The organism is Flavobacterium aureirubrum, assembly GCF_038739835.1.
In the GTDB taxonomy this organism is placed as follows: domain Bacteria; phylum Bacteroidota; class Bacteroidia; order Flavobacteriales; family Flavobacteriaceae; genus Flavobacterium; species Flavobacterium aureirubrum.
Map to the genome: position 1 here is coordinate 15,942 of NZ_JBCGDO010000020.1, position 24,659 is coordinate 40,600.

Here is a 24,659-nt window from a genome sequence, read left to right on the forward strand (position 1 = left end):
TAATTAAGTAGATGAAAAAATCACATTTGTTTTTCAAAAATCCTGTTGAAGGTTTGGTCGGATATAAACAAAAAACTAGATATTCAGGTAATGACAATAAAGATGTAGATGACTCAATAATTGATTATTCTCCAAAAAAAGAGGATTTTAAAAGGTCATTGAAAAATTTTCAGATTGATAGAATTGAGAGAAAGAGGAGTAAAACACTTGATATACCTGAAAATATTGAAATGATGAAAATTACTTTTCATGATGTTTTTGATTCTTCAGTTTTTGAAGTTAGGTATAGAAATGATTTTGGACTTGAGTTAGTTATGTATGAGGAATGGAACACTGTTGGAGTATTTGTTATATGGGATATAAGGTTATTTAATTATTTCATAAATCAACTTGAAATTTTTATTAATACTGATTCAAGAGGACATCATAAATCTAATTATAATAATAATATCAAGTTTATAAAAGAATTCTCGTTTTTAACTTCTGATAGAATTGTCAACTTGAAGCAAATAAAAAAACTTGTAAAATTAAATTTAATTAATACTTTAACATTAGACAATTTAAGTCAGTCTATTAAAAAGCATTTATTTCAATACTTGGATGAACTTGATATTAAGTATAAATATAATGCGGATATGGATTTAATTGAGCTAGCTGAAGTCAGCCAAGAATTGATTTCTGAGATAGTTGATAATTTTGATATAATTCATTCAGTTAATTCATATAATTCAGGATTTGTAAGTCCTAATAATTTTAATTTATCGAATAAGTCTTTTGGTTTTGAAATCTCAAATTGGGAGGATGATATGCCAATTATTGGTATTATTGATACTGGTATTGAGAAAAAGTCTCCATTAGAAAAGATAATAATTAATGATGATTCATACAATTTAACTGACTTTTCTTCATTAATAGATAACTGTGATCATGGAACGTCGGTTGCGCTAATTGCTGCTTTAGGTGATAAGTTATATCCTAATCACATAGGAGCTTTCAAAGCTGATGCAAAATTGTTGAGTATAAAAACTTTAGATAGAAATACAGGTTTTATTTTTGAAAAAGATGTTATACAATTAATTAGGAGAGCTCACGAAGAATATAATGTGAGAATTTTTACTTTAACAATTGGTTATAACGAATACAAAAAGTATAATGAAAAAGTTTCTGAGTATGCTTATGGATTAGATTTGTTATCTTTTGAGTTGAATATACTTATTTTTATTTCAATTGGTAACTTCAACGAGTATTTTAATTTTCATACAAATCAAATTATAGATTACAAAAGTCATTTTGAAATTGAAAGCTCAAATTTAACAAGTCCATCTGAAAGCATGAATAATATATGTGTAGGAGCGTACGCATCAAATCTTGACAATAATGAGTTAGTAAGAAATGCACCTATTGGAACTATTCATAGTATTATTAGCAGAACTTTTCATTATAATTGGGATTTGAAAATTTTTAAGAATAAAAAAGATGGAGAAAATACTAATAGGGTAAATAAGCATTTATTCAAACCTGATTTAATTAATTATGGAGGAGATATTGACACAGAGACAGACTTCTCAAAAACAGGGTTAAAGGTTTTGACTATAAAAACTGGACATTTTTTTCAAAAAGAAATCGGGACAAGTTACTCAGCACCTTTTACCGCTAATTTAGCTGCGAGAGTTTTAAACGTTTATCCTCAGCTTTCAGACAACATGCAAACAGTTAAAGCGTTAATAATCAATTCATCTAGTATTGAAGAAAATAAAGATATTTTAAATGAAATCAAAAAGCAGAATGTAATTGGCAACGGTTTTCCAATTGAAGAAAAAGCTTTGAATTCGACTGATAATAATGTTACATTAATAATAGAAGATAACATTTTACCAGAAAAGATTAAATCATATTCTCTTAAATTACCAAGTTACTTAATGAAATTATTGAATAAAAAATCGATAATTAAGATAAAAACCACACTTTGTTTCAAATTTAATCCAATCTACCATAATCAATTTACTTATTGTCCTATTCATTTAGCATTTGGATATTTTAATGATAAAGAGCTTGAAATAATTAATGATAGCGAGGTAAAAGATGTTAAATTGAAAGATTCTTGGTCACAAGATTATTATTTCAAAAGAAAAGTATTAAGTAATGTTCAGAAAACCGAATTTAATTTAACCAAACCTTTTCTAAAAAAGAATATTAATGAAAAAGGAGAAATAGTTGTTAAAATTGCAATTAATTCTAAATTGCATAAATTATTGAATGACATAGATAAAGTTAAGCTTAAAGATAAAGCTATAAATTTTTCATTAGTAATTTCTGTAGAGGAACTTCCTTATAAAAATACTTATTCAGGTAAATTATATGATGAAATGAAACTAATTAATAATCTAGAAGCTATTAATAATATTGATACAGACCTCGAAGCAGAAAATTAAATATTCATTGATTTTTTTTCAATCTCAATTAAATTTTGCCAAACAGTAGTATCAATCTTTGCAGATAAAATAAGTTCAGGATTTACAATAGCAAATAAACTTCGTTTGATAGCTGTAACCAAAGTTTTTTGGATACTATAATAAGATAATCCAATACAGCTTTTAATTACTTTATTAGCTTTAGTTTTGTTGTCAAAAGTGAAATTACCATTTTTTAATGTTAAAGAAATCAAGTCTTTTATTTCTTTTTCAGTAGGTAGATTAAAACCAATAGAAAAATCGAACCTTCTTAATAAAGCTTCGTCTAACATTTCTTTTTGATTGGTGGCAGCAATAACTATGCTTGATTGTGGTAAATAATCAAAAAGTTGCAGTATTGTATTTACAACTCTTTTCATTTCACCATGATCTTGACTGTAATCTCTAACTTTACCTAAAGAATCAAATTCATCAATAAAAATTATACAATCTTCTGATGCCGCTTTACGAAAGATTTTAGAAAGATTTTTGCTTGTTTCACCTAATTTAGAGGAAACAATAGCACCTAAATTAACCACAACCATCATTTTATTTAATTCACCTGCGACAACATAAGAAGCTAAAGTTTTTCCACATCCAGATGGACCATGTAACAATAATTTATTAGCAATCGGTAAATCAAATTTTCTTAAAACTTCTGATTTATGATGTTCTTCAATAAAATGATTTAGATTATCAATTACGTTTTCATCTGCGACAATATTGTCAAGACGATAATCAGAGGTAAGTTTTTCTAAAATTAAATCACCAACTTCTCTATCTTCAATTCTATTGAAATAAGAATCAGAACCAACTTTAGTTAAAGAACTAGTTTTTTGTTGGCGAATAGATTCCTTTAAAATGGATTGTAATTGTATAGCAAAATTTGTCTTTTTACTATTTTTAGAATATTCAATGAGATCGTTTAAAACGTTCAATAGCTTCTCTTGGTCATTTTCAAGACCATATTTCGCAATTTCTTTTATATAATCAAATTGGCTCATTTTATTACAAAAGTAATCATTTTTTACTTTTAGTTGTAAGTTTGCTGTTAAAATTAAACACATTTGTTTCAATAACCATCCAAACCCTAAAACCCCAACCCCAAACTTTCTTCAAAGCTATTTCAAAAACTAAGTAATACAACACCTAACAGGTTTCCAAAGCCTGTTAGGTGTAAAAAGAAAATCATTATCTTTGTGTCAACAATTCCATGAAGCATGAACTACAAAATATCATTTCAGGAAAGAGCCAAGTTGAGTTTGGAGCAACTATCCAAGCAGTCACCCATTACCTTAGAGAAAGCAAAAGCTCAAGTGAAATGGCTCAAGGAAGTATCGACTTCAAAAAACAAGAAGAAGGCTTTTTAGTACAATTTGCTAACCAAAATTCGCTCTGGTATCCAAAAATTGATGTAAAACAATTTGTTTCCAATGGTGCAGAACAGTTGGTTTACCTAAAAGATAGTCGTAAAGTTTTAAAACTAAATGATTCTATTTACTATTCCAGTTGGGAAGATTACTTCAACAACTTACTTATAAATAATTGTTTTTTTCCAGATACAGCTTATCGCCTTTTAGGTTTTTACAAAACGCATACTACTTTTTATGCGGTGGTCGAACAAAATTTTGTGTTAGCCACCGAAAAAACCAACTTAGAACATGTTAAACTTTTTTTGGAAAATGCCGGTTTTATAAATAAAAAGAATAACGATTATTATCATCCAGAATGGGGAATCATTTTGGAAGATTTGCACGATGAAAATGTGCTTACGCAAAATGGTATATTAAAATTTATCGATACCGTTTTTTACCTAACGGAACAATTTTACAAATGACCATTCAAGACCTAAAATCCCAAAACCTAATCCTCTTCGAAGTCATTTCGGGCAGTAAGTCGTTTGGGTTAGACACGCCAACATCGGACACAGATATTAAAGGCGTGTATTATTTGCCAAAAGAGCAGTTTTATGGGTTGCATTATATTCCTCAAATTAGTAATGAAACCAATGATGAGGTGTATTATGAAATCGGTCGTTTTGTAGAATTGTTACTCAAAAACAATCCCAATATTCTTGAGATTTTAGCATCGCCAACCGATTGTATTCTGTACAAACATCCGTTAATGGAACGATTACAGTTGGATGATTTTTTGTCTAAACTCTGTAAAGACAGTTTTGCCGGTTATGCCATGACGCAAATCAAAAAGGCAACGGGTTTGAACAAAAAAATCGTCAACCCAATGGAAAAGCAAAAGAAAAGTCTGTTGGATTTTTGTTATGTGTTGCAAGGCTATAATTCGGTTGTACTTTCGCAATGGTTGGAAAGTAATGGTTTGCTTCAAGAACGTTGTGGTTTAATCAACATGCCCAACTCCAAAGGAATGTATGCGCTGTTTTATGACGAAACGGCTACTTTAGAGTATCGAGGAATTGTTAAAAATGAATTCTCCAACGAGGTTTCGTTGTCATCCGTTCCAAAAGGCGAGAAAGAGCTAGCTTATCTCTCTTGCAATCAAGACGGTTATTCCAAATATTGTAAAGAATACAAGGAATATTGGGATTGGATAGAAAAACGCAATGAAGAACGTTATAACACCAACAAAGAACACGGCAAAAATTATGACAGTAAAAACATGATGCACACCATACGTTTGTTGCAAACTGCCGAGCACATTTTAAGCAAAGGAACATTGCATATAAAAGTAACCAACCGAGATGAGTTGCTAGCTATCAAAGCAGGCAAAATGGAGTATGACGATTTACTACTGATGGCAAATAATCTAATTGCGTCTATAGAAAAGCACTATGAAACAAGTACTTTACCCGAAACCCCAGATGTGGAAAAAGTCATTGATATTCTCATAAGTATTCGTGAAGAATTGTATAGGTAATTATGTTTTAAAATAGTAGTTTAGTATCAAAATAGATAGATTGTGAATATTCAATTTTAAATTGAAATTATGACTGAGGAACAGTTGCAACTTTGGAACGAAATAAAAGGTTTTGAAATAGACGATGCAGAAGCTTCCTTTACTTTTACTGATCGTCTTGCGCGGGAAAATGGTTGGTCTATAGAATATGCTGTTCGTACCATTTTAGAATATAAAAAATTTATTTTCCTATTGACACTTTCCGACCATCCGCTGACGCCTTCTGACCAGGTTGATCAGGTTTGGCATTTGCATTTGCTATACACACAATCGTATTGGGTAGATTTTTGTGATACTACAATTAAGAGAAAAATCCATCACAATCCAACAAAAGGTGGCGATAATGAAAAGTCTAAATTTAACAATTGGTACGAAAAAACAAAGACTTTTTATCAAGAAGTATTTAAGCTAGAAGCTCCAAATGATATTTGGCCAACCAGTGAAATTAGATTTTCAGAAGTTGAATTTCAAAGAGTAAATGTTAAAAGAAACTGGATAATTAAAAAGCCTTTTTAAATGAAACATCTATCACAACTAACTCCAGCAGAAGTAGTATTGTTAACCAAACCAGGTGCAACACATAATGAATTATTAAAGTTAACGTTTATAGATTTACTGTTCAAACAAGTTTTAAAAACATACGAAGTTGAACGCCGACCACATTATAGAGATAAATTAAAAGTTTATACGTATGTTAGTATTGGAAAAAACTTTGAAACGTACACTTCTCTAAATCACGAAAGGGTTTTTTTATCCTCTTTTGTGTCTGATACTTCTATTGAAATTTTGTTTAGCAATTTGGTGAAAATTGCCTATCAAAAATCGAAAGCACTATTGTATTACAAGGCTGATATCTACAAAACGCCAACGCTACAAAAATGTTTTTCTCAAAATATTTTCCAAAAGTTATTGTATAAATACAGTATAACAGATTATGGAGCCAAATTAAAAAAAGAAGTAAAAGAAGAAATTCAAATTGAAGCGAATAAGCTTGCCAACAATAGTACTTTAGAGAGTCAAATGGTAATTGACCTAATTGAAAAAATAGGTGGTAACATATTTTTGTTGGTTGCTTTTGATCATGAGTTGTTTAGTCGTATTGATCATGAGATGGGAAGTATTATCAATCGGGTTAATGACAATAGTGGAGTAGGTGAATCAGGTTGTGCCTATATGAGTTTCGACGACTATTCTTCAAGTTTTGATAGCAGCTGTAGTGGCGACAGTGGATGTTCTGGTGGCGGATGTTCTGGTTGTGGTGGAGATTGATACCTGAAAAGTATTCTGTATGATTTAGATTTCCAAAATAGCTTAATTTTCTGATATTATAATAAAAAAACACCAGACAGGTTTCCAAAACCGGTCTAGTGTTGATGAAAAATAAAGTAAATAATTTTTTACGAAATCATTTTCACTCCCAAGATATGTTTGCAAATTCCTCGTTTGCCTTGGTAGGTTGTAAACCAATCGCAGGTGCAGTGTTGGTTTTCTCCGTCTAAAATTACTTTATGGGTTACTCCAGTTCCTTTTACGTTGGCTTCGGTATAGTTGTGTCTTTTAGAAATGATTTGAATGTCATCGTTGTCGATTAATTTTTTGGCATTTTTCAGTCTTGGGTTTAAGCTTAAAATGCGTTCGGTTTTAAAAGGTAATCGTCTGTAAAAATGGTTGCGTTCTTCAATATCATAACCTAATAATCCCATGGAAGATAAGTTTGCCGTGAGATTTTCCATCGTTCCAAAATCGATATCATTCTCGATAGAAAGCATCGTTGGATCGAATGATTCGTTTGATTTTAGCAAACTGTTTAAACCATAAACCCATTCTATCGGAAGATTTTCGGTCATGTTTTCCAACGCTTTTCCTTCGCCCGAAAAACCACGGTATGCATCAGGTGAAAACGCCATGAGCAATTGCATTTTTCCAAATTCGCAAACCGCAGCACAGGTTTCTTTATCGGAAGATTCGTAGAAGTAGATTTTATCTACAATAGGCAAAATACCTTCTAATAAACGTAAACGATGAACGCCACCAATTCGAACACTGTCAGGGGTTTCTAAAGTAGAAAACATAAATTTTCCAGCACGTTTTGTGATGTAGAATTCGCCTTTTACATTTCCTTTGGGAAGGCTTTGAAAAAGTTGAATGGTTTGCATTTTATTGAGTTCAAACTTTTTATCCATGTCGGCTAAATATAATTGAACGCTAGTCAAACCCTTAATCCATCGTGGCGGAAGCGTTACTTTTTTTTCAACCACTTTGGCTTTGGTTGTAATGACTTGAACATCGTGTTGACCAACGGCTAACGTTACTTTTTCATTTTTTTGAATAGCGTTTAAAGCGTTTAACATCGGTTCGTTAAAATCGACATTGGTTGTTCCAGAGGCGATAAATTCGCCATCGATAGCTTCGGGTTTCATATCTAGTCGAACATATACTCCATTGCAAGAAGAAAAACCTTCAAAACGCATGCGTTCTGCTCCAGCCGAAACAATTGGATCTCTTAAACTTGGTGGGATTGGTCCAAAACTTGAGCGAACTACTTTGGCAATTGTACTCCAACATTTTGCCGTAATGTAAGGTTCGGTTAGACTTCCCCAAAAGAAGCAAGGAATATTGTTTACTTCTTCTATCTCTGTTTGATGTGCCATCACCAAATTATTGATTCCTTTGGCTTTATTTAGTGTAGAAACACTTTGGTATTTATATAGTAAATCGTTCATTTTTATGATGTTAAAAGTTGTTTTATCAGTGGTTTTAGCGAATTGTTCTCTTTGTGTTTTTCGAAGAAATGAATACTTTCTACTGATAGTTTTTGGTTGGTTTTTGCTATAACATCCAAATAATTTTCAACTAATTTCTTGAAGTTAGTAGGCAATTTATCATTTAATTTTATTCTCTTGAAAATACCATCTAAAATTAGAAACAAAGCCGAATTGTGTAACGGTGAAACGTCTTTTAAAGTAATAATTCCATCGATTAATCGTAATAAAACGCCATATTTATTAGTAATAAGAAACGCTAGTTTTTCAGAAAAAAGATTGAGGTCTATCTTTTGTTTTTCTACAAGATTTATAATCATTTCGGAAGCTAAAAGGCGAACCTCTTTTTTCTCTTGGAAGAAGCAACAAGCAAAAACCAATAATGAAGTGGTATCAAATTGAAAACCTGGAAAATTGGTAATATTTAAAAATCCTTTTAACTCATTATTTGTTCCGTCGGCTGTTTTACAATTTTTGGCTAATAGTAAATAGGCTAGAGGTTGATTGTTTTGAGGCATAATGCTATTCCAATAGTAAGCATTGTCTTCAGAATTTAATACATAATCCGAATGCCAAGTATATCGTTCTTTTTTGGGATGTAAATCTAGATTATAAATAAAATTTTGTGGAATATTCTTTTCTACAGGAAGTGTATAGGTAAGTTCTGTCCATGAAGGCGAACGCTCTAGTTCTTTGGTTTGGTAATTTTTCCATTCGTTCCATTTTTCTTTAAAATTGATTTCGGGAGCGAAAGGTTTAGCTACAAAAGGAATATCATTTAAAGTAGTTTTTTCAAATTCTTCAAAAGTTTCATTTGGATAATACGTTCTGGCTGCAACTGCCCACAAAGCCAGTTTTTCGGTGTCTTCGCTTGGACCAGTTACTTTTTGAAACAATTTTGAAAGTATTGAAGACGAATGGACTTTTAATTCATTAGAAACGCCTAAACAATAGGACATCAATTCTTTCATTTCGGTATCAAGTTTACTTAGCAATGGAATAGCTTCTTCTACATTTTCGCGCGGCATTCTGCTGATGGCTATACTTAAATCAACTTTATCAATAGTTTCTTTTGAGGTTTGATATTGAATTATTCGTTCCAAAAGTGTTTTTGGTTCCACCCAATAAGGTTTGTGTGTTGGGAAAGAAAGTAACGGAAGTTTTGAACCTTCGCTATTCTTTAGAAGTGCTTTTTGAACAAGAGGTTTTATTAGTTTGAGCGTATTGAGCGTAATTAAATCTTTGTCATTGATTTTATAAACAAAATCTTTGTTGGGAATTTTATTGACTAATAAATTCTTAACATAATTTTTTGGAATACTCGAAAAGTAGCTCTTTTCTAATTGTTTTAGATAGGGTTGAAGTTGAGCGGTATAATCCTGAGGAAATAAATCTCTTTGTGCAATAAACACATTCACTATGGTTTCAGAGTCAACGACATCATTAGAAGTAATAAATCGTCCGATTAAAAAAAGTATGTCATTCCAATCTTTAGGAATTTCGACTTCTTCCAATAGCACTTTTACATTTTCATTTTTGAATTGATACTGTTCTAATGAAGATTCATCAACGATTAAATCATCTTCGCTTAAAAATTTACTTAAACTAGTTTTTACGCTGCCTTGCATAAAACTTACATAAGAAGCTAACTTTTCTGAAAGCGCAGAGTCTTTTTCGGTACCAATTTTTAAAAGTAATTTGGTTGCTCGTTCTTGAATATTCAAATCCGATATAATAAAGATATCGGCTATAAGTAATGCAATAGGTTTGTTTAATTTTGGGTTGGATTTGCTTATCTTTTCTAGAACTGTTAAGCTGCTTTTGATGGCTGCTTTGCAATCATTTCGCATCATTAAACTTTCAACCCATTCTAAGTATGATTTTGTTTTAAATTTTGGATGCTCATAGAGTTTCTTAACCAATTCAGCACCATAATTAACTATCGTTGGGTTTGAATTATGAAAATAGGTAAAAATATTATCTTGAAACGGAATTAATTCATGGGCTTTTGTATTTAAATCTTCTAATAATTTTCTAAAGAAAAGTTTCAAATTGTTGTTCCATTCTTTCGTTTGAATAAGAATTGCGTTTTCAACAAATGATTTTTTATCAAGTTTGCCTTCAGAAATTAATTGATTGAAAAGTATATTCCACGTATTCAATTCGCGGTAACTAGCATTTGGCGTTTCATTAAAATTGCTATTCTGAATGTTGGTTTCATAGTCATACAATAATGGAATATCTCTTTTGCAAGCCGTTTCATCATTGGCCAAAAACGCAACAAATTCTCTTGGTTTTGTTTTGCCGTGCCAGCTGTTAAATCTTGACAAACACAAGGCAAATAACTCAGGATTAAAAGTTATAAAACCTTTATCTTCAAGAAATCGAAGCGATTTATATTCAAAGTTTTGCCAATCATTTTTTCTAAATCGATCTAAGATATAGATTTCAATCCAGTTGGGTTTTGCCCAATTTAAAATTTCTAGAATGATAGGCTCATCACTATTTTCTAAAAAACTCATTGCTTCTTCAAACGAAAGAATATCGGTTTTATCAAAAGTAGCTATAGCACTTAATGTAATGATCTCTTTAATTTTTTCGTCACCACGTATCCCCCAACTCCAACTGTTATCTTTGGGTTTTTTATAACCAGGTTCAAGCGATAAATCCACATAAGTCATCCAATAGCGCTTGTTTTTTTTGATATGTTTTCGGATAGTGTCTAAATTTCCTTTTGTATTTTTTTCTAAAAAGGGTAAAAGTAATGCACTGTTTTTTTGACGAATAATAGCATCATACTCCTCTAAAATTGTCGATATATTGGTTACCTTCCCCGTTTTGGTATCAACTTTATTAGCAATAACCACTTCGCCATCTTCGGAATATCCTTTTTTTACTTTCTCTGATAAAAGCTTTTCTGCCGCTTTCAAGCAATCTTCATCAGTGTCGAAGGTTTTGGTTTGAGATACTCCGGAAGTACCATTTTTTCCATAGGTAACGGTAAACTTATTGCCTGTAACTTCAATTTGCCAAAACTTGTCTGAAGTTCCGTCAATGTATTTTAGATGCTTATTCATTTATAACAGATGATTATTATGCTTTATTTTTTATAAGATTAAGAAATTTTAAAACCAAAAAAGAAAACAAAAAATGTATTACTTTCTTATTTTCCTTCTCATTATTAGCTGATAGACAATTCCAAGAAAGGCACCAATTTCACCACCAGTATAACTATAGTTGTGAATAGAACCTACAATTTTGAAGCTTCTACCGTCTTTGATATTATAAGGAAAACAACAGTCTTCATAACTTTGAGTGTCCAATAAACCAACGATATAACCAATAATTCCAAAAACTATTGCAACACCTAAAGTTATAAAAATTGCTCTCATCACATAGGTAAACATCAATTTATGGTTTTGGTGAAGCAAACCTACGAGACCTTGAACTATCCCAATATATAATCCAACCCACCAAGTAGCTAAAACACCAATTAGAGCAGTTGTTTGTCTAGGATTGTTGTTTCCCCAGTCTAAAAAACCAAATTGATCAAATTTATATACTGTAAAATATTCAGAAGAAATAGAGTAGGTAACTTGGTCGTGCAACGCACCATAAAGGGAAGCCATTACAATTGAAATGATAATAGTCAATATTAGAACACCTATTTTTTTCATAATGGTTTAAACGAGTTCAAGCAAATATAACAAAATACCCTTTTTACTGTAATTATTTTTTTACTACGCAAAATAGTTGCGCACAACCATTTGAATATTTGTCTTGTCAAACAAGATGACTGTTTAGAAAGTCTTCTCGATACCTTTTTGGCTTGGGTGATTGGGTTAAAAAAACATTTGAAGTAAGCCAAAAACACTCGAAGTGACGATTGAAAGTATAAAACGTTCCTTGAAGTAAAAGAAAAACAATATCAAACAAGTCCTGTTGGGTGTTTCTGTATAGCACTATTGTAGTATTCGTTTCGCGTTGGCGAATGATGGTTTACTGTTCAACTTGATTTGGAGGTTTTTGATTATTTTCCAAAAAATAATCGTCACTATCGGTCGTGGGTTCGAATCCCACTCTCGTTGCAAAACGAGATAGTTCAGTGGTTAGAACAATAGTTTGTTGCAGGTTCGAGTCCTGCTCTCGTCTATAAACGAGATAACTCAATTGGTAGAGTGCTACACTTTTAATGTAGATTGTCCAGAGTAGCATAACTCTTTAAAAAAATGCACAAAAAAAGAAAACGGGTTTGTCTTTGTCGGCAAAGGTGAAAAGTGTTCCAGTTTTGCACTCAAGCCAAGACCTGAAAATAAAATCGCTTTATGAGATTTTAGATTGCTTTACTGTTTGAAGGAAACCACTATGTTGCTTGCCAACTACTGTTTTCAAAAAACAACAGAAAACCAGACTACTTGAAAATAAAACCTTTTGTTTTCCGTCGTTGGCAGAGGATGAAGACAAGCTGTTTTCTTATTATTAGATAATAGGGTAAAGAATAAAGAAGATAGAATAAAGAAAATAGAAATTATGATAAAGAAAATTAGAATTCAAGCATACCAAGTGGGTTTGGTATTTGAGCAGAGAAAATTGGTTGGCGTATTGCAAGAAGGTGCGTTCTGGATTTTGGGTAACAAAGAAGTAATGGTCTATGAAATGAAAAGTTCTTTCGTTGCACCATTCGAATTAAACATATTGTTGCAAAATGAACAATTGGCATCGATGTTAGAAATCGTTGAAATTGCGGATAATGAAATCGCTTTATATTATTCAAATGGCATTTTCAAAGAAATATTGAGCACTGGTCGTTATGCTTTTTGGAAAGGATACAACGAGAACAAATTTGTAATAGCTGATATATCAAAAGTGGAAATCACTGAGGAAATTCCAATTGCATTTTTGGAGAATATGAAAATCAAACAATACGTTAGACGATTTCAGGTGTTGAGCTTCGAAAAAGGTTTGTTATTTGTTAACGGTTCTTTCGTCAAAGAATTAACTGCTGGAACCTACTATTTTTGGAACAATGCTATTTCAGTAGAAGTTAAAAACGTCGATACCAGACAGCAACAAATGGAAATCTCAGGTCAGGAATTGTTGACTAAAGATAAAGCTGCTTTGCGAATTAACTTTTTTGTAAGCTACAAAATTGTAGATAGTATCAAAGCGTTGATTGATAATAAAGATGCTGAAAAACAGTTGTATGTCTTGATGCAATTGGCGTTGCGTGCTTTTGTAGGTGGATTTACTTTAGATGAATTGTTGAGCAAAAAAGACGATATTGCTACAGCTATTTTGAAAGAAGCAACCGCAAAAATAAATGCTTTAGGTTTAGTAGTTTTTGACGCTGGTATCCGAGATGTTATTTTACCTGGTGATATGAAAGAAATCATGAACCAAGTTTTAGTGGCTGAAAAAAAAGCACAAGCCAACAGCATCATGCGAAGAGAAGAAACTGCGTCTATGCGAAGCATGTTGAACACTGCCAAATTGATGGAGGAAAACGAAACCTTATGGAAATTGAAAGAGATGGAATATGTGGAAAAAATTGCGGAACGAATTGGTGAAATCACCATTTCCGGTTCGGGTAACGTCATCGGTCAATTGAAAGAGATTTTTGTTAAATAAAAAGAAACCACGAGTTGCTGCTCGTGGTTTTTGGTTATAATAATTAAAACTACACCTGACAAGTTTTTAATAGCAGTAAACCACTAGCCATTCAAGACCTAAAATCCCAAAACCTAATCCTCTTCGAATGAGTCAACAAAACTGTCTAATAACTAAAGTGAAGACAAACCAATTCTTTGAAATACTATTACCAACTATACACTAGCGCATTACTTAGCTGTAACTTTACGCCAAATCAAAGCCACCAGTTTTACTACTATAAAAGCAATAACACCTCCAACAAGCCCAGCAAGCACTTCGCCAACAAGTGATGGCAAGCCAGCAACTAAATGATGTATTTGCTCAATTTCGTGCACAAATATGCCACCCGCAACCATTACCAATGCAATAGTGCCTACAAATGCTAATCCTTTTATTATAAGTGGAAGTGCTCGTATGAGTAAATTACCAAGCCATTTAGAAGTTGCATTTTTTTTACTAACCAATACCAATCCTAAATCGTCCATGCGCACAATGGCTGCGACGATTCCATAAACACCCACAGTTGCCAAAATAGCAATAAAACTAACCACAATAATTTGTGTGGTTATAGGTTTCCCCATGACGCTACCTAAGGCAATGATGACAATCTCTACCGATAAAATAAAATCAGTGACAATGGCTGATTTTATTTTGGCTTTTTCCATTTCAACAATGGTTTCAGGTGCCAAATCCGCTTCATCGCTAGCAATAGTCTCCTGCTTGTGAGGCACAAAATACTCATATATTTTTTCGGCCGCTTCAAAAGCTAAATATAAAGCGCCAAGCACTAAAATAATGGTCACGAGCGTTGGCAGATAGTAGCTTAGTAAAAAGGCAAGCGGCAATATTATCAATTTATTATAGAAAGAACCTTTAGTAATAGCCCACAAAACGGGGATTTCTCTCGAAGAAACAAAACCTGATGCTTTTTCGGCATTCACCGCTAAATCATCGCCTAAAATACCTGCCGTTTTTTTAGTAGCTAATTTACTCATCACCACTACATCGTCCATGAGTACTGCAATATCATCTAACAAAGCAAAAAAACCTGATGCCATATTCTTTAATTTTATTATGTGCTTTTTAAAAACAGCCAAATATAACCAAAATAGTAATGTGTACTGGTGATAAAATAGTAGTGATTTGTATTAAAAAAATATATCATACAGACCACCGATTAAAACCATCACTACGTCAAAAAAAATGGTTCGAGTGAGGAGTAAAACTGTAGAACTAGCAAAAGGAACCTTGGTCAACTATACCAACATAAAGCCCGTCAATACAAGAGGCATTAAAAATGCGAACAAACACTTTTTGACAGCAATAAACCAGTGACCATCCAAGACCTAAAATTCACAGATCTCATTTTTTTTCAGTTCCATAAGATGATACGAGCGGTTGAGGTAAATTAGGGGATAGCAATTAAAATTTACGAGTTAGAAATTATGAATTGTGTTTTGAGCTACACTTATTTTATAACTCTTGGGTTGGGGTTTTAGTATTGGTTGTCAAATACGCTTTTGAAAATTGTTTCTATTTATAATGTTCATAAAACTTATTATTGAACAATTCAGTTGGGTCGTATTTTAGTTTTAGTTGAAAAAAAGACTCTGCGTTTGGATAAGATTTTCTCATCTTATCTTTCTCAATATGCAAACGATAAGGCAAGTAAAAAGTTCCCTCATTTTTTAATGCAACATCTACAAGTTGGTTTGTTAGTTTTTTCATTTCAGTTTCTTGCTTGTCTGTTTTCTTTTGGTTGAACAAGAGTACAAAACCAAATACATTTTCGCGAGCATAATTCAAGTGACTGTCATTGTCTTGATGAACACCTCGAATAGTGATGTTTAGCAAGTCTATTTTCGAGTTTTTCAAGATAGGTTTCATATCTGAAATGAATTGATTAAAATTTCTTTCAGGGATAAAATATTCTTGAAGTAAATCAGTTGAAGAAGTGTCTTTATTTTCAATTAGTGAAACGTGGTCATTTAGTAGTTCATTTCTTGAATAAATTTCGTTTTTAGAAACTTTATTCATTCCTGTTTCCAAATCCCAACGAAGTCGTTTTCCATATTCACTGTTTACACTTCCTCTAAACACCAATCTTTGTGCTTCAGTACTTTTTTCGTTTTGTAAAGTTGGAATAGTTGCATCAACTTTTTCAAAGAAGTTCAATGTTGCCTCTTCTAAAAAATACTTATTTGAAATTCGCAGTCTGCCGAATACAAGATTTACATTTGGATTTTCTGAGATATACTTTTTATAATAGCTTATGTAGTTGACAGGACTTAATCGAATGTATTTGAATTGTAAAGCTTCGTTTTCAACAACTTTCAATTTTATGTCTAAGACAACTCCAAATAGTCCGTAACCGCCAAGTACTAGTTTAAAAAGTTCTTGATTTTCTCGCCTACTACAATTGATAATTTCTCCATTTTCTTTCATCAGAGTAAATGAAATTACACTTGAAGAAATGGGTGGTAAGTCTTTTTGCCAACCGTGTCCGTTAACGCTTATAGAACCGCCTATTGAAAACGAACTGAATGCTTGCATTACAGCTATTGATTTTCCGTATTTATCTAAATATTTCAGAGCGTCTTCCCACAAAGCACCGGAACCGATTGTTAAAATATTATTTATGGTGTCAAGCTTCATTTGATTGTAGGGAAGCATATTTAATACAATTCCGTGTGGATAAATAGTATGTCCACCCATGCTATGTTTCGCACCAGCAATAGAAATTTTTAGATTATTTTCTTTTGCATATTTCAATACGTTTCTAAGTTGGATTTCAATCTCTATTTTATTGTTTGGAACTTCAATAGCGGTGTCAATTTTCGTTAAGTTTAGTTTACTTGCATCGTTTGTATATCCTTTTGGTATTTCAATGTCAATACCCTTTTCCTTCCATTTGGTTTTTAGAATATGTAAAGTCGGAATAGATATAAATGCAATTATTGTCAAAATTCCAATTATCCAAAGGTGTTTTTTCTTCATCTGTAAATTTCGTTTTTCGTTTTTTTTATTAAAAAAACGCTAACATCAGTTTAAAAACAATTAAAGTTTCTGTTCGTTTAAAAAGTTCATTATCAAAAAGTAAATGGCATAAACCGAGCTAAGCAAACCTACAAATTTTCTTTGAAAGAACGAATGGTATTGAAACTATTAGTTGACTATATAAGGAGTTTGTTGTATAGGTCTCCTCTTTTAGATTGTTGCTTCTCGATACATTTTTGGCTTGGGTGCTTTAGGTTTGAAGAGATATGTGCAGTAAGCCAAAAACACTCGAAGTGACGCGCTGGATTTGGGATGCGCTTCTCGATACATTTTTTGGCCTGGATGATTTAGGTTTGAATAGATATGTGCAGTAGGCCGAAAACAGTAAACAACCTCGATTTCATCTCCCGACTTTGAAGCGTTGGGACAGGAAAAGAGGTTGTTTTTTATAAGTGGTGTAAGTTTCTTTTATGAAGGTTGTTGCACCGTTGTTTACTATTATTTGCCGATTTAATCTAATCCTGCAAATTGAAAGGGTTGTGCTGTTTTAAAATTCATTGACGATTCGCCTGCGTAGTTTTCGTTACTGTCTAAAGTAAGCTTTCTTACTTTTCCTTTTTCACTGAAGTCAATTTTACTGAATTCTACCCAAACTACATTTGGGTTGAGGACATTTTCGAAGTAGTATACCAAGTTTTTCTGGTCTGCTAATGTTCTCCAACGTGTAGATGATATGTTGGGTTCTGTTGGAGATGATATACCTAACGGCACGGAACAATTTCTTATAACGCTAAACACACTGGGTATTGCTACTCTAGTATTGTCGGTTTTTGGAATTGCATTGATATAGTAAGAGGCTCTTACAAATCGGTCTGCGGCTCTGTTTGTTCCTGGTAGCATAATGGTTCCTGGAATATTTTTCCAGTAGGAGTTAATAGCCAGCTGTTCCTCAAAAATAGGGGAGTTGGTCATGGTTACATACGACTTGTCATGATGTATTACTAATTTGCCTGCGATGTACTCAAATATGGCGTTGTCTCCTGTTTTATCTGAAATTGATAGGTGTACTGTAGCAAAAATTGGTGTTCCAGGAATGTGCGAAGACACTACTACAAATTCTTCTTTGCTTAGTGCAGTAACCGCTTCCTCTACTGTTGCAAAATTATCAAGCACATACTGTAACCAAAGTGAAATTGCTAAACCCGGTTTGTCTTTGTCTTTTTCAAACTTTGGATATGTTGATTCTACGAGCCATAACAAATTACCCACAAGTCCTTTTTCGTTCATGCCATCAGAAGAAGCGATGTCCCAAGAACTGGTGATCACACTGCCATATTTTGATTTCCATTTTATAGAGGTTGTTCCTGCTTCGCCATTATGGTTCATTCCTCTTGGGAATATCCACAGATTTGCGGGAATATCACTTTTCCAGTCCATTGAGCGCGCTGTGATAATGGTTCCATTTGGACCTTGATACACAATTCGAGTGCAAGCAAGTGCTTGTTGCACGGTAAAAATAGTACATAAGAATAATGCTACTACTGATTTTCGGTTAGCCTTAATAACCATATTAATTATATTTTAAATTGTCCTACTCATTAGGTTTTTCGGTTACACCCCGTTTTTACATGGTTTCTGGTCTCCATTTCAGGATTAAATAGCCTGACTATTTCGCTATTTATTTGTTTTATCAAATAGTTATTACTTTTCAGAAGAGGAAAAGATAGAATACATTGCTTCTATTAGAAATGAACTGCCTCATTCTCGTTTCGACTTGAAATGATGGCTTTCTAAACCCGCCTAGAACAACAGCAGAGCGAGGTATGTATTTATCCTAAAAACAAAAGTATGAAAAAAGCAACATAATCTGTAGGCTTAACCGTATCAAAATTAACTGTAGCTGTTTCATCGATTTCATTACTGTTTACCAGTAGTTTAGTAATAAAATTTAAGGTTTTTAAGCCCTTGTTGCTAGCCCTAATTTGCTGCTAACAATTCCGCTGGCGCAGTAAATAACCTCGTCGAGGAAGTAAATAACCTCTTCGAGCAAGCAAATAACCTCTTCGAAGAAGCAAAAAGCCTCTTTGACGAAGTAAAAAACCTCGTCGAGGAAGTAAATAACCTCTTCGAAGAAGCAAAAAGCCTCTTCGAGCAAGCAAATAACCTCTTTGACGAAGTAAAAAACCTCGTCGAGGAAGTAAATAACCTCTTCGAGCAAGCAAATAACCTCTTCGAGCAAGCAAATAACCTCTTTGACGAAGTAAAAAACCTCGTCGAGGAAGTAAATAACCTCTTCGAAGAAGCAAAAAGCCTCTTCGAGCAAGCAAATAACCTCTTTGACGAAGTAAAAAACCTCTTCGAAGAGGCAAAAAGCCTGTTATTAAGAGTAGTGACCCTTAATTTAAGGAGTCAAAGCTTAATTTAAGCAATGAAACCTTAATTTAAGGAGTCAATTCTTAATTTAAGGAATGAACGCTTAATTTAAGCAGTGATTGGTTAATTTTTTGGTCTATGCTGCAAGATGTGTAAAAAAAATCCTTTTCCGTTTATACTAAAAAGAAACTGTTGTAGCGCGAAACGGATTTTTCGTATGCAAAAATAAAACTGTCGGTGGGCAGATTATTCTATTTGAACTCTTCTGGCGGTAAGTTCTCAATCTGCAGTTTATAAGCTGTTTGCTCTATTTTATAATTTGTTGCTTCAAATGTATATTTTAAATAAGGACGCTCAGCAGTTTCAAAAAAATCTCTGTCTGCAATATTTGATTGTAAGCCAAATAGTTTATAGTCTAAAACTGGCGATGATTTACTGAAACAGAAGGTTTCTGTTAGCGATTTTTTTTTCGCTGTTTTATATTGGTATTGATAACATTCACAGCTTATTCCCATTACAATTTGATTTTCAGCTTTGAACTTTCCAATGAACCTTACTTTAGTTGAAGGGTTGTCAATACTACCTGATTTTAGTTTTCTGTATCTAGTTCCGTTTGATAAAATTAAATAGTAATCAATTCCAGTTTCTCCGCTATTTAAATGTTGGTATTTGATGTGTCCAAATCTAGAGTAAAGCATTTTGATACTGTCGCCTTTTTTTACTTTGAACTTGTTTTCTTTTTCAATTCTACTGCTTTGAATAGAATCTTTTGATGTGAATTTTAAATGAAAATAAACTGCTCCTTCGAAACTATTTTGTGAGTTACAGGTAAGTGCTATTAAAAACAAAAAAAATGTAAATTTTACTTTCATAACAGAATTCTCTATTTAACTAAAAAAAATAGCTTACAACAGGCATTAATCTACGAACTATTTTTGGTTAAACGTGGACGTAAATGTATTGATTTTAAGTACTGGTTAATATGTGTACCATTAAAAAGTATAGTAGCGTTGCTAGAAAGCAAAAGATACATACCGTTTTAAAAAAGTTTTCTTGTGGTGCAAAATAGTAAAGCGAACACTTTTAAGTATTGTTTACGTATGGTTTCCTGTTTTGTTTTTAAAAAGGAAAAAATAGCTTTCGTTTTAACTTAATAAGTCGCTTAAAAAGTCAAAGAATACCGCTTCGAAGCTATATTCTATTAGGATTATGATTTTTTAAACGTGCCATTATCCACGTCTTTTAAAAATTGTATCACACCCGGGAAATAGTGTTTTTGATCATCATATTGCGATAAATGACTCCCGTCAGGGCAGTGCAAATACCGACCATTTTGAACTTCGTTGGCTATCCATTCCATGTGTTTTGGGTCCATGGTGTCGTGTTGTGCACCAATAGCCAATGTAGGAACCGAAATAGTTTTCAACCGCTGGGTCACATCCCAATTTTTTAATGTAGCATCACCCGTAATACCAAATTCACTTGGTCCTTGCATATAAACATATACCGCAGGGTTTAAATGTTTAAATGCTCTGTTGATTGACTCAGGCCATTGGTTAACGGGTTTACGAAGTATGTGTTCGGTATAATAATGGTTCATCAACAACTCCATGTATTTTGGATTAGTATACTCTTTGTTTTTTTCAAATGCTTTTATTTGAGCAAAAACGGTAGGGTCTAATTTTGGTCCAAGTACTTCCTCGGCATACTTGTTATACGCTGGTGCACTAGCCATCATGTTAGAAATAATCAATCCCTTTAAATTTTTCTGATATTTTAAGGCATATTCCATAGCTAAGATTCCACCCCAAGATTGCCCTAGTAAATAGAAATTGCTGTTATCGAGCTTTAATGCTTTTCGCACCTGTTCTACTTCTTCCACAAACCGTTCGTTGGTCCAAAGCCTGTTATCGTTTGGCTGATCGCTATAGTAAGAACCCAGTTGGTCATAGTAGATATATTCTATACTTTCGTTAGGAAAATAGCCATCAAAGCTTTCAAAGAATTCATGAGTTCCGCCTGGACCACCATGTAACAGCAATACTTTTATCTTAGGATTATTGCCCACACGCTTTGTCCAGACTTTAAAATTCCCTGCGGGTGTTGAGATTGGTATCATTCTAATGCCACCTGTAGCCTGATCATCGCTTTTAGAATAGTCAAGATAATTTAGTCTAACAGAATCCTCAGTAGTTTTGGATTGGCATCCTAGTAACAAGAGGAAAGAAAAGCAGGCGAGGAGCAAACGAGATGTTGTCATGAGTGAGAGTAGAAGTTAGCTGTATATTTTTTGATATAAATGTTTGTAAATTTCTCTAACTATTTTACGTTTTAATTTCATAGTTGGAGTAAGGTGTCCGCCTTCAATAGACCAGACTTCGGGCGTGAGTTCAAAGCGTTTTATTTTCTCCCAACTGCCAAACTTATCGTTGTATTTTTCGACTTCTTTTTCAATGCGGTCAATCACTTGTTGGTTCGCTATTAGTTCTTGGTTGGTACTGCCAATATTGTAATTCTTGCGTTTAGCCCACTCTCTAATAAAATCAAAACTAGGTTGGATAAACGCAGCAGGCATTTTTTCGCCATCGCCAATGACCATAATTTGTTCTATAAAAAGCGATTGTTTCATGGCATTTTCAATAATCTGCGGCGCAATGTATTTTCCTCCTGATGTTTTGAACATTTCTTTTTTGCGGTCGGTAATTCGAAGAAAGCCATCGGCATCAATCTCACCAATATCGCCTGTATGAAAATAACCATCTTTAATAACTTCGTTGGTCAATGTTTCGCCTTTGTAATAGCCCATCATCACGTTTGGACCTTTGCACAATATTTCACCATCATTGGCTATTTTGACTTCTACATTGGTAATTACTTTGCCTACTGTTCCTATTCTAAAAAGTCCGTTTCTCATGTCGTTAACAGAAATTACTGGTGAGGTTTCAGTCAATCCGTAGCCTTCCATTACAGGCATGTCAGCGGCAGTAAAAATTCGTGCTAGTCGTTGTTGCAAAGCAGCGCTACCCGAAACCATAACCTTTAAATTGCCACCTAGTCCTTCTTTCCACTTACTAAAAATGAGTTTTCGGGCGAGTTTAAGCTGGGTTTCATACCACCACCCGTTAGCACCATAAGGTTCATATTTTAATCCTAACTCTACAGCCCAAAAGAATAATTTCTTTTTAATACCCGTTAAGTCTTCGCCTTTAGCAATGATTTTGTCGTATACTTTTTCTAACAATCGAGGGACAACAGTAAAAACAGTAGGTTTTACCTCTTTGATGTTATCAGAAAGTTTTTCTATAGACTCAGCAAAATAGATAGAAACCGAGTAATACTGATAGATGTATAGAATGATTCGTTCAAAAATATGACAAACAGGCAAAAAACTCAAGGCCACGCTTGTGCCTTCTTCAAAGGGTATTCTGGAAGCACTGTCGAGCACATTAGAGACAATATTGTTATGCGAAAGCATCACGCCTTTTGGCTTACCTGTAGTTCCAGAGGTATAAATAATAGTGGCCAATTCTTCCGCTTTTACATTGTTTTTTCTTTCTTCTACCAAGTCTTGATTACTGTTATCATCGCCCAATTGAAGTAATTCTTTCCAATTTTTGCAACCTTCAATGTCGTTAAACGAATAGATATCCATCAGTAACGGTATGTTTTGATTCACGGCGATGAGTTTATCATACACTACTTGGTCTGAAACAAAACACAATTTAGACTCTGAATGGTTTAAAATGTATTCGTAATCTTCTGATGCAATTGTGGGATAAATAGGAACGGTTTGTGCGCCCACTTGAAGGACTCCAATATCCATGATGTTCCATTCGGTTCTATTATTAGAGGAAATAAGGGCTATTTTATCGTTTTTTTCAATACCTAAACGCAGTAAAGCTCTAGAAATGGCATTGGCTTTATCCAGGTATTCTTGTGTAGAAGTGGGAATCCAAACACCATCGTATTTGGTTACTAAACAGTTTGGAATATTATTCTTTGCTAACTGGTAGTAGGGAAAGTCGAACAAACGGGTAATTTTCATCATGGTCTTGTTTAATTTCGATGCAAAATAATTAATACTACCCTTATTGACAATTTTTATTTAAAATTTTGATAAAATATTAAGAAATATGCAAAATGTAAGCCTATTTTTTATCACTTTTTTTTGGATTGTCTGGGCAGTAGAAGTGTAACAACGATGAAATAGCCACACCAAGGTTTGTATTGTAATACTAAAAAAAACCAACAGGTGGATACACTGTTGGTCATCTTGTAGCTCTTTATACTACAATCCGACCAATTGTAGCACATTGTATAAAGCAAAAAGTTGATTAGCTACATTAATAGCTTATAGCTTTTGCATGTTTTCTGCTAATGTTTCGATAAACTTACTAATTGGACCTTTAATCATCATGGCCATCATGGGGTTGAATTCACCTTCAAAATGCAATTGAACATCAGTTGAGGTATCCGAAACTTTATCAAGGTTGGCTACCAAAGTAAAGGGCAATTTATCGCTAGCAGCAGCAAGATTTACTTTAGAATGTGGAACACCTTCTTTAAGTCTTAATTTGATTTCGGGCATGCCTTTTAATCCAAAATTAAAAATATCATCGCCCAATACTTCAAACTTGGCGATATTCTCGGGCATTAGTTTTTCAAAGTTTTTAACGTCAGATAAAGCGTTGAATAAATATTCCGCTGATTGTGGAACGGTAACTTTTGGACTTTCTAAATTCATAGTTTTTTATTTTTTAAGATTAAAGATAATAGACTAAGAGATAATAGATAAAAATGCTATTCTATAACCGTCTATCATCTATCCGTCAATCATCTATTAGTCTATTAAACATTCCAAGTCGATGGATTTTTCCGCCATTCTTGCAACGTGGACAATTCTTTTTCGGTGATATAATTTTTGGCTACAGCCAAAAGCAATAAATGTTCATAGTCGGCTAAAGTATGTAAATCAACATTTGCTTTTTTGAAATTTTCAATAGCTACATCAAAGCCATAACTAAAAATAGCGACCATGCCTTTCACATTGGCGCCTGCTTCTTTTAGCGCTTCAACAGCCACTAAACTACTGTTGCCAGTACTGATTAAATCTTCGACGACTACTACATTTTGACCTTTTTGTAAAAAGCCTTCCACTTGGTTTTGTCTCCCGTGTTTTTTAGGTTCAGGTCGCACATATACAAACGGTAAGCCCATGTATTCGGCTACTAAAATCCCAATGCCAATAGCACCAGTAGCAACACCAGCTATTACATCAGGTTTTCCAAATTCTTTTTCAATTAATTTAGAAAATTCTTCTCTAACATAATTTCGTATCGCTGGAAATGAAAGGATTAGTCGGTTGTCGCAATAAATTGGCGACTGCCAACCCGAAGCCCACGTAAAAGGATTTTTGGAATTCAATTTAATTGCATTTATTTGTAAAAGCAATTCGGCTGTTTTTTCGGCTGTATCTTTATTAAAAATCATAGTACAA

General features: G+C 33.2%; 19 protein-coding genes and 1 tRNA gene. 7 read left to right on the forward strand and 13 right to left on the reverse strand.

Features of this window, described 5'->3' with window-relative positions; genetic code table 11:
- Positions 1-11: 11 nt before the first annotated feature.
- A complete protein-coding gene (locus WFZ85_RS12975) occupies positions 12-2,432 on the forward strand; it encodes a S8 family peptidase (protein ID WP_342696725.1) in 2,421 nt (806 codons plus the stop codon).
- On the opposite strand, the gene WFZ85_RS12980 is transcribed toward WFZ85_RS12975, so the two are convergent.
- Complete coding sequence (locus WFZ85_RS12980) at positions 2,429-3,517, reverse strand: AAA family ATPase (RefSeq protein WP_342696726.1); 1,089 nt, start codon at positions 3,515-3,517, stop codon at positions 2,429-2,431. The genes WFZ85_RS12975 and WFZ85_RS12980 overlap by 4 nt on opposite strands.
- Before the next feature lie 146 nt (positions 3,518-3,663).
- Between WFZ85_RS12980 and WFZ85_RS12985 the strand changes: the two genes are divergently transcribed.
- The 4 genes from WFZ85_RS12985 (at position 3,664) to WFZ85_RS13000 (ending at position 6,650) form a co-directional block, all read left to right on the forward strand.
- Positions 3,664-4,287, forward strand: a complete 624-nt coding sequence (locus tag WFZ85_RS12985) for a putative polyvalent protein kinase domain-containing protein (RefSeq protein WP_342696727.1) — start codon at positions 3,664-3,666, stop codon at positions 4,285-4,287.
- Positions 4,284-5,342, forward strand: coding sequence for a nucleotidyltransferase domain-containing protein (locus WFZ85_RS12990; protein WP_342696728.1), 1,059 nt, complete (start codon positions 4,284-4,286; stop codon positions 5,340-5,342). The genes WFZ85_RS12985 and WFZ85_RS12990 overlap by 4 nt, the downstream gene beginning before the upstream one ends.
- 69 nt (positions 5,343-5,411) lie before the next feature.
- The gene (locus WFZ85_RS12995) at positions 5,412-5,897 is read left to right on the forward strand and encodes a glycine-rich domain-containing protein (protein WP_342696729.1); all 486 of its coding nucleotides are present in this window, start codon (positions 5,412-5,414) and stop codon (positions 5,895-5,897) included.
- Positions 5,898-6,650 (forward strand): hypothetical protein, encoded by a 753-nt coding sequence (locus tag WFZ85_RS13000; protein WP_342696730.1) that lies wholly within the window; start codon positions 5,898-5,900, stop codon positions 6,648-6,650.
- Between the two features lie 128 nt (positions 6,651-6,778).
- On the opposite strand, the gene WFZ85_RS13005 is transcribed toward WFZ85_RS13000, so the two are convergent.
- From WFZ85_RS13005 to WFZ85_RS13015, 3 genes are all read right to left on the reverse strand, one after another.
- Positions 6,779-8,104, reverse strand: coding sequence for an SWIM zinc finger family protein (locus WFZ85_RS13005; protein WP_342696731.1), 1,326 nt, complete (start codon positions 8,102-8,104; stop codon positions 6,779-6,781).
- A 2-nt stretch (positions 8,105-8,106) separates the two neighbouring features.
- Positions 8,107-11,220, reverse strand: a complete 3,114-nt coding sequence (locus tag WFZ85_RS13010; protein WP_342696732.1) for a DUF6493 family protein — start codon at positions 11,218-11,220, stop codon at positions 8,107-8,109.
- 78 nt (positions 11,221-11,298) lie between these two features.
- A complete protein-coding gene (locus WFZ85_RS13015; RefSeq protein ID WP_342696733.1) occupies positions 11,299-11,820 on the reverse strand; it encodes a hypothetical protein in 522 nt (173 codons plus the stop codon).
- Positions 11,821-12,234: 414 nt separating this feature from the next.
- Between WFZ85_RS13015 and WFZ85_RS13020 the strand changes: the two genes are divergently transcribed.
- Both WFZ85_RS13020 and WFZ85_RS13025 read left to right on the forward strand, forming a co-directional pair.
- Positions 12,235-12,292, forward strand: a tRNA-OTHER gene (locus WFZ85_RS13020).
- 381 nt (positions 12,293-12,673) lie between these two features.
- Positions 12,674-13,771 (forward strand): slipin family protein, encoded by a 1,098-nt coding sequence (locus WFZ85_RS13025; protein WP_342696734.1) that lies wholly within the window; start codon positions 12,674-12,676, stop codon positions 13,769-13,771.
- Positions 13,772-13,980: 209 nt separating this feature from the next.
- Here WFZ85_RS13025 and WFZ85_RS13030 read toward each other — a convergent pair whose 3' ends face one another.
- The 9 genes from WFZ85_RS13030 to pyrE form a co-directional block, all read right to left on the reverse strand.
- Positions 13,981-14,850: a DUF808 domain-containing protein gene (locus WFZ85_RS13030; protein ID WP_342696735.1), complete on the reverse strand. Its 870-nt coding sequence runs from the start codon at positions 14,848-14,850 to the stop codon at positions 13,981-13,983.
- Positions 14,851-15,325: 475 nt separating this feature from the next.
- A complete protein-coding gene (locus tag WFZ85_RS13035) occupies positions 15,326-16,789 on the reverse strand; it encodes an FAD-binding oxidoreductase (protein WP_342696736.1) in 1,464 nt (487 codons plus the stop codon).
- A gap of 510 nt (positions 16,790-17,299) precedes the next feature.
- A complete protein-coding gene (locus WFZ85_RS13040) occupies positions 17,300-18,358 on the reverse strand; it encodes a linear amide C-N hydrolase (protein ID WP_342696737.1) in 1,059 nt (352 codons plus the stop codon).
- 388 nt (positions 18,359-18,746) lie between these two features.
- On the reverse strand, positions 18,747-19,112 hold the full coding sequence (locus WFZ85_RS13045) for a hypothetical protein (RefSeq protein WP_342696738.1): 366 nt from the start codon (positions 19,110-19,112) through the stop codon (positions 18,747-18,749).
- A gap of 301 nt (positions 19,113-19,413) precedes the next feature.
- Complete coding sequence (locus WFZ85_RS13050; protein ID WP_342696739.1) at positions 19,414-20,034, reverse strand: hypothetical protein; 621 nt, start codon at positions 20,032-20,034, stop codon at positions 19,414-19,416.
- A 335-nt stretch (positions 20,035-20,369) separates the two neighbouring features.
- Positions 20,370-21,422 carry a proline iminopeptidase-family hydrolase gene (locus tag WFZ85_RS13055; protein WP_342696740.1) on the reverse strand — a complete coding sequence of 351 codons (1,053 nt, stop codon included), beginning with the start codon at positions 21,420-21,422 and terminating at the stop codon, positions 20,370-20,372.
- A gap of 15 nt (positions 21,423-21,437) precedes the next feature.
- A complete protein-coding gene (locus tag WFZ85_RS13060) occupies positions 21,438-23,210 on the reverse strand; it encodes an AMP-dependent synthetase/ligase (protein ID WP_342696741.1) in 1,773 nt (590 codons plus the stop codon).
- Between the two features lie 303 nt (positions 23,211-23,513).
- Positions 23,514-23,906, reverse strand: coding sequence for an SRPBCC family protein (locus tag WFZ85_RS13065; RefSeq protein WP_342696742.1), 393 nt, complete (start codon positions 23,904-23,906; stop codon positions 23,514-23,516).
- Positions 23,907-24,010: 104 nt separating this feature from the next.
- Positions 24,011-24,652 carry an orotate phosphoribosyltransferase gene (gene pyrE, locus WFZ85_RS13070; RefSeq protein ID WP_342696743.1) on the reverse strand — a complete coding sequence of 214 codons (642 nt, stop codon included), beginning with the start codon at positions 24,650-24,652 and terminating at the stop codon, positions 24,011-24,013.
- Positions 24,653-24,659: the final 7 nt, after the last annotated feature.

What these genes read in the sequence shown, in the direction of transcription:
- WFZ85_RS13010 (WP_342696732.1), bottom strand. Translation starts at nt 11,220, where the DNA reads ATGAATAAGCATCTAAAATACATTGACGGAACTTCAGACAAGTTTTGG.
- pyrE (WP_342696743.1), bottom strand. Translation starts at nt 24,652, where the DNA reads ATGATTTTTAATAAAGATACAGCCGAAAAAACAGCCGAATTGCTTTTA.
- WFZ85_RS12980 (WP_342696726.1), bottom strand. Translation starts at nt 3,517, where the DNA reads ATGTGTTTAATTTTAACAGCAAACTTACAACTAAAAGTAAAAAATGAT.
- WFZ85_RS12995 (WP_342696729.1), top strand. Translation starts at nt 5,412, where the DNA reads ATGACTGAGGAACAGTTGCAACTTTGGAACGAAATAAAAGGTTTTGAA.
- WFZ85_RS13040 (WP_342696737.1), bottom strand. Translation starts at nt 18,358, where the DNA reads ATGGTTATTAAGGCTAACCGAAAATCAGTAGTAGCATTATTCTTATGT.
- WFZ85_RS13000 (WP_342696730.1), top strand. Translation starts at nt 5,898, where the DNA reads ATGAAACATCTATCACAACTAACTCCAGCAGAAGTAGTATTGTTAACC.
- WFZ85_RS13055 (WP_342696740.1), bottom strand. Translation starts at nt 21,422, where the DNA reads ATGACAACATCTCGTTTGCTCCTCGCCTGCTTTTCTTTCCTCTTGTTA.
- WFZ85_RS13015 (WP_342696733.1), bottom strand. Translation starts at nt 11,820, where the DNA reads ATGAAAAAAATAGGTGTTCTAATATTGACTATTATCATTTCAATTGTA.
- WFZ85_RS12985 (WP_342696727.1), top strand. Translation starts at nt 3,664, where the DNA reads ATGAAGCATGAACTACAAAATATCATTTCAGGAAAGAGCCAAGTTGAG.
- WFZ85_RS13050 (WP_342696739.1), bottom strand. Translation starts at nt 20,034, where the DNA reads ATGAAAGTAAAATTTACATTTTTTTTGTTTTTAATAGCACTTACCTGT.
- WFZ85_RS13065 (WP_342696742.1), bottom strand. Translation starts at nt 23,906, where the DNA reads ATGAATTTAGAAAGTCCAAAAGTTACCGTTCCACAATCAGCGGAATAT.
- WFZ85_RS13060 (WP_342696741.1), bottom strand. Translation starts at nt 23,210, where the DNA reads ATGATGAAAATTACCCGTTTGTTCGACTTTCCCTACTACCAGTTAGCA.
- WFZ85_RS13030 (WP_342696735.1), bottom strand. Translation starts at nt 14,850, where the DNA reads ATGGCATCAGGTTTTTTTGCTTTGTTAGATGATATTGCAGTACTCATG.
- WFZ85_RS12975 (WP_342696725.1), top strand. Translation starts at nt 12, where the DNA reads ATGAAAAAATCACATTTGTTTTTCAAAAATCCTGTTGAAGGTTTGGTC.
- WFZ85_RS13025 (WP_342696734.1), top strand. Translation starts at nt 12,674, where the DNA reads ATGATAAAGAAAATTAGAATTCAAGCATACCAAGTGGGTTTGGTATTT.
- WFZ85_RS12990 (WP_342696728.1), top strand. Translation starts at nt 4,284, where the DNA reads ATGACCATTCAAGACCTAAAATCCCAAAACCTAATCCTCTTCGAAGTC.
- WFZ85_RS13035 (WP_342696736.1), bottom strand. Translation starts at nt 16,789, where the DNA reads ATGAAGAAAAAACACCTTTGGATAATTGGAATTTTGACAATAATTGCA.
- WFZ85_RS13005 (WP_342696731.1), bottom strand. Translation starts at nt 8,104, where the DNA reads ATGAACGATTTACTATATAAATACCAAAGTGTTTCTACACTAAATAAA.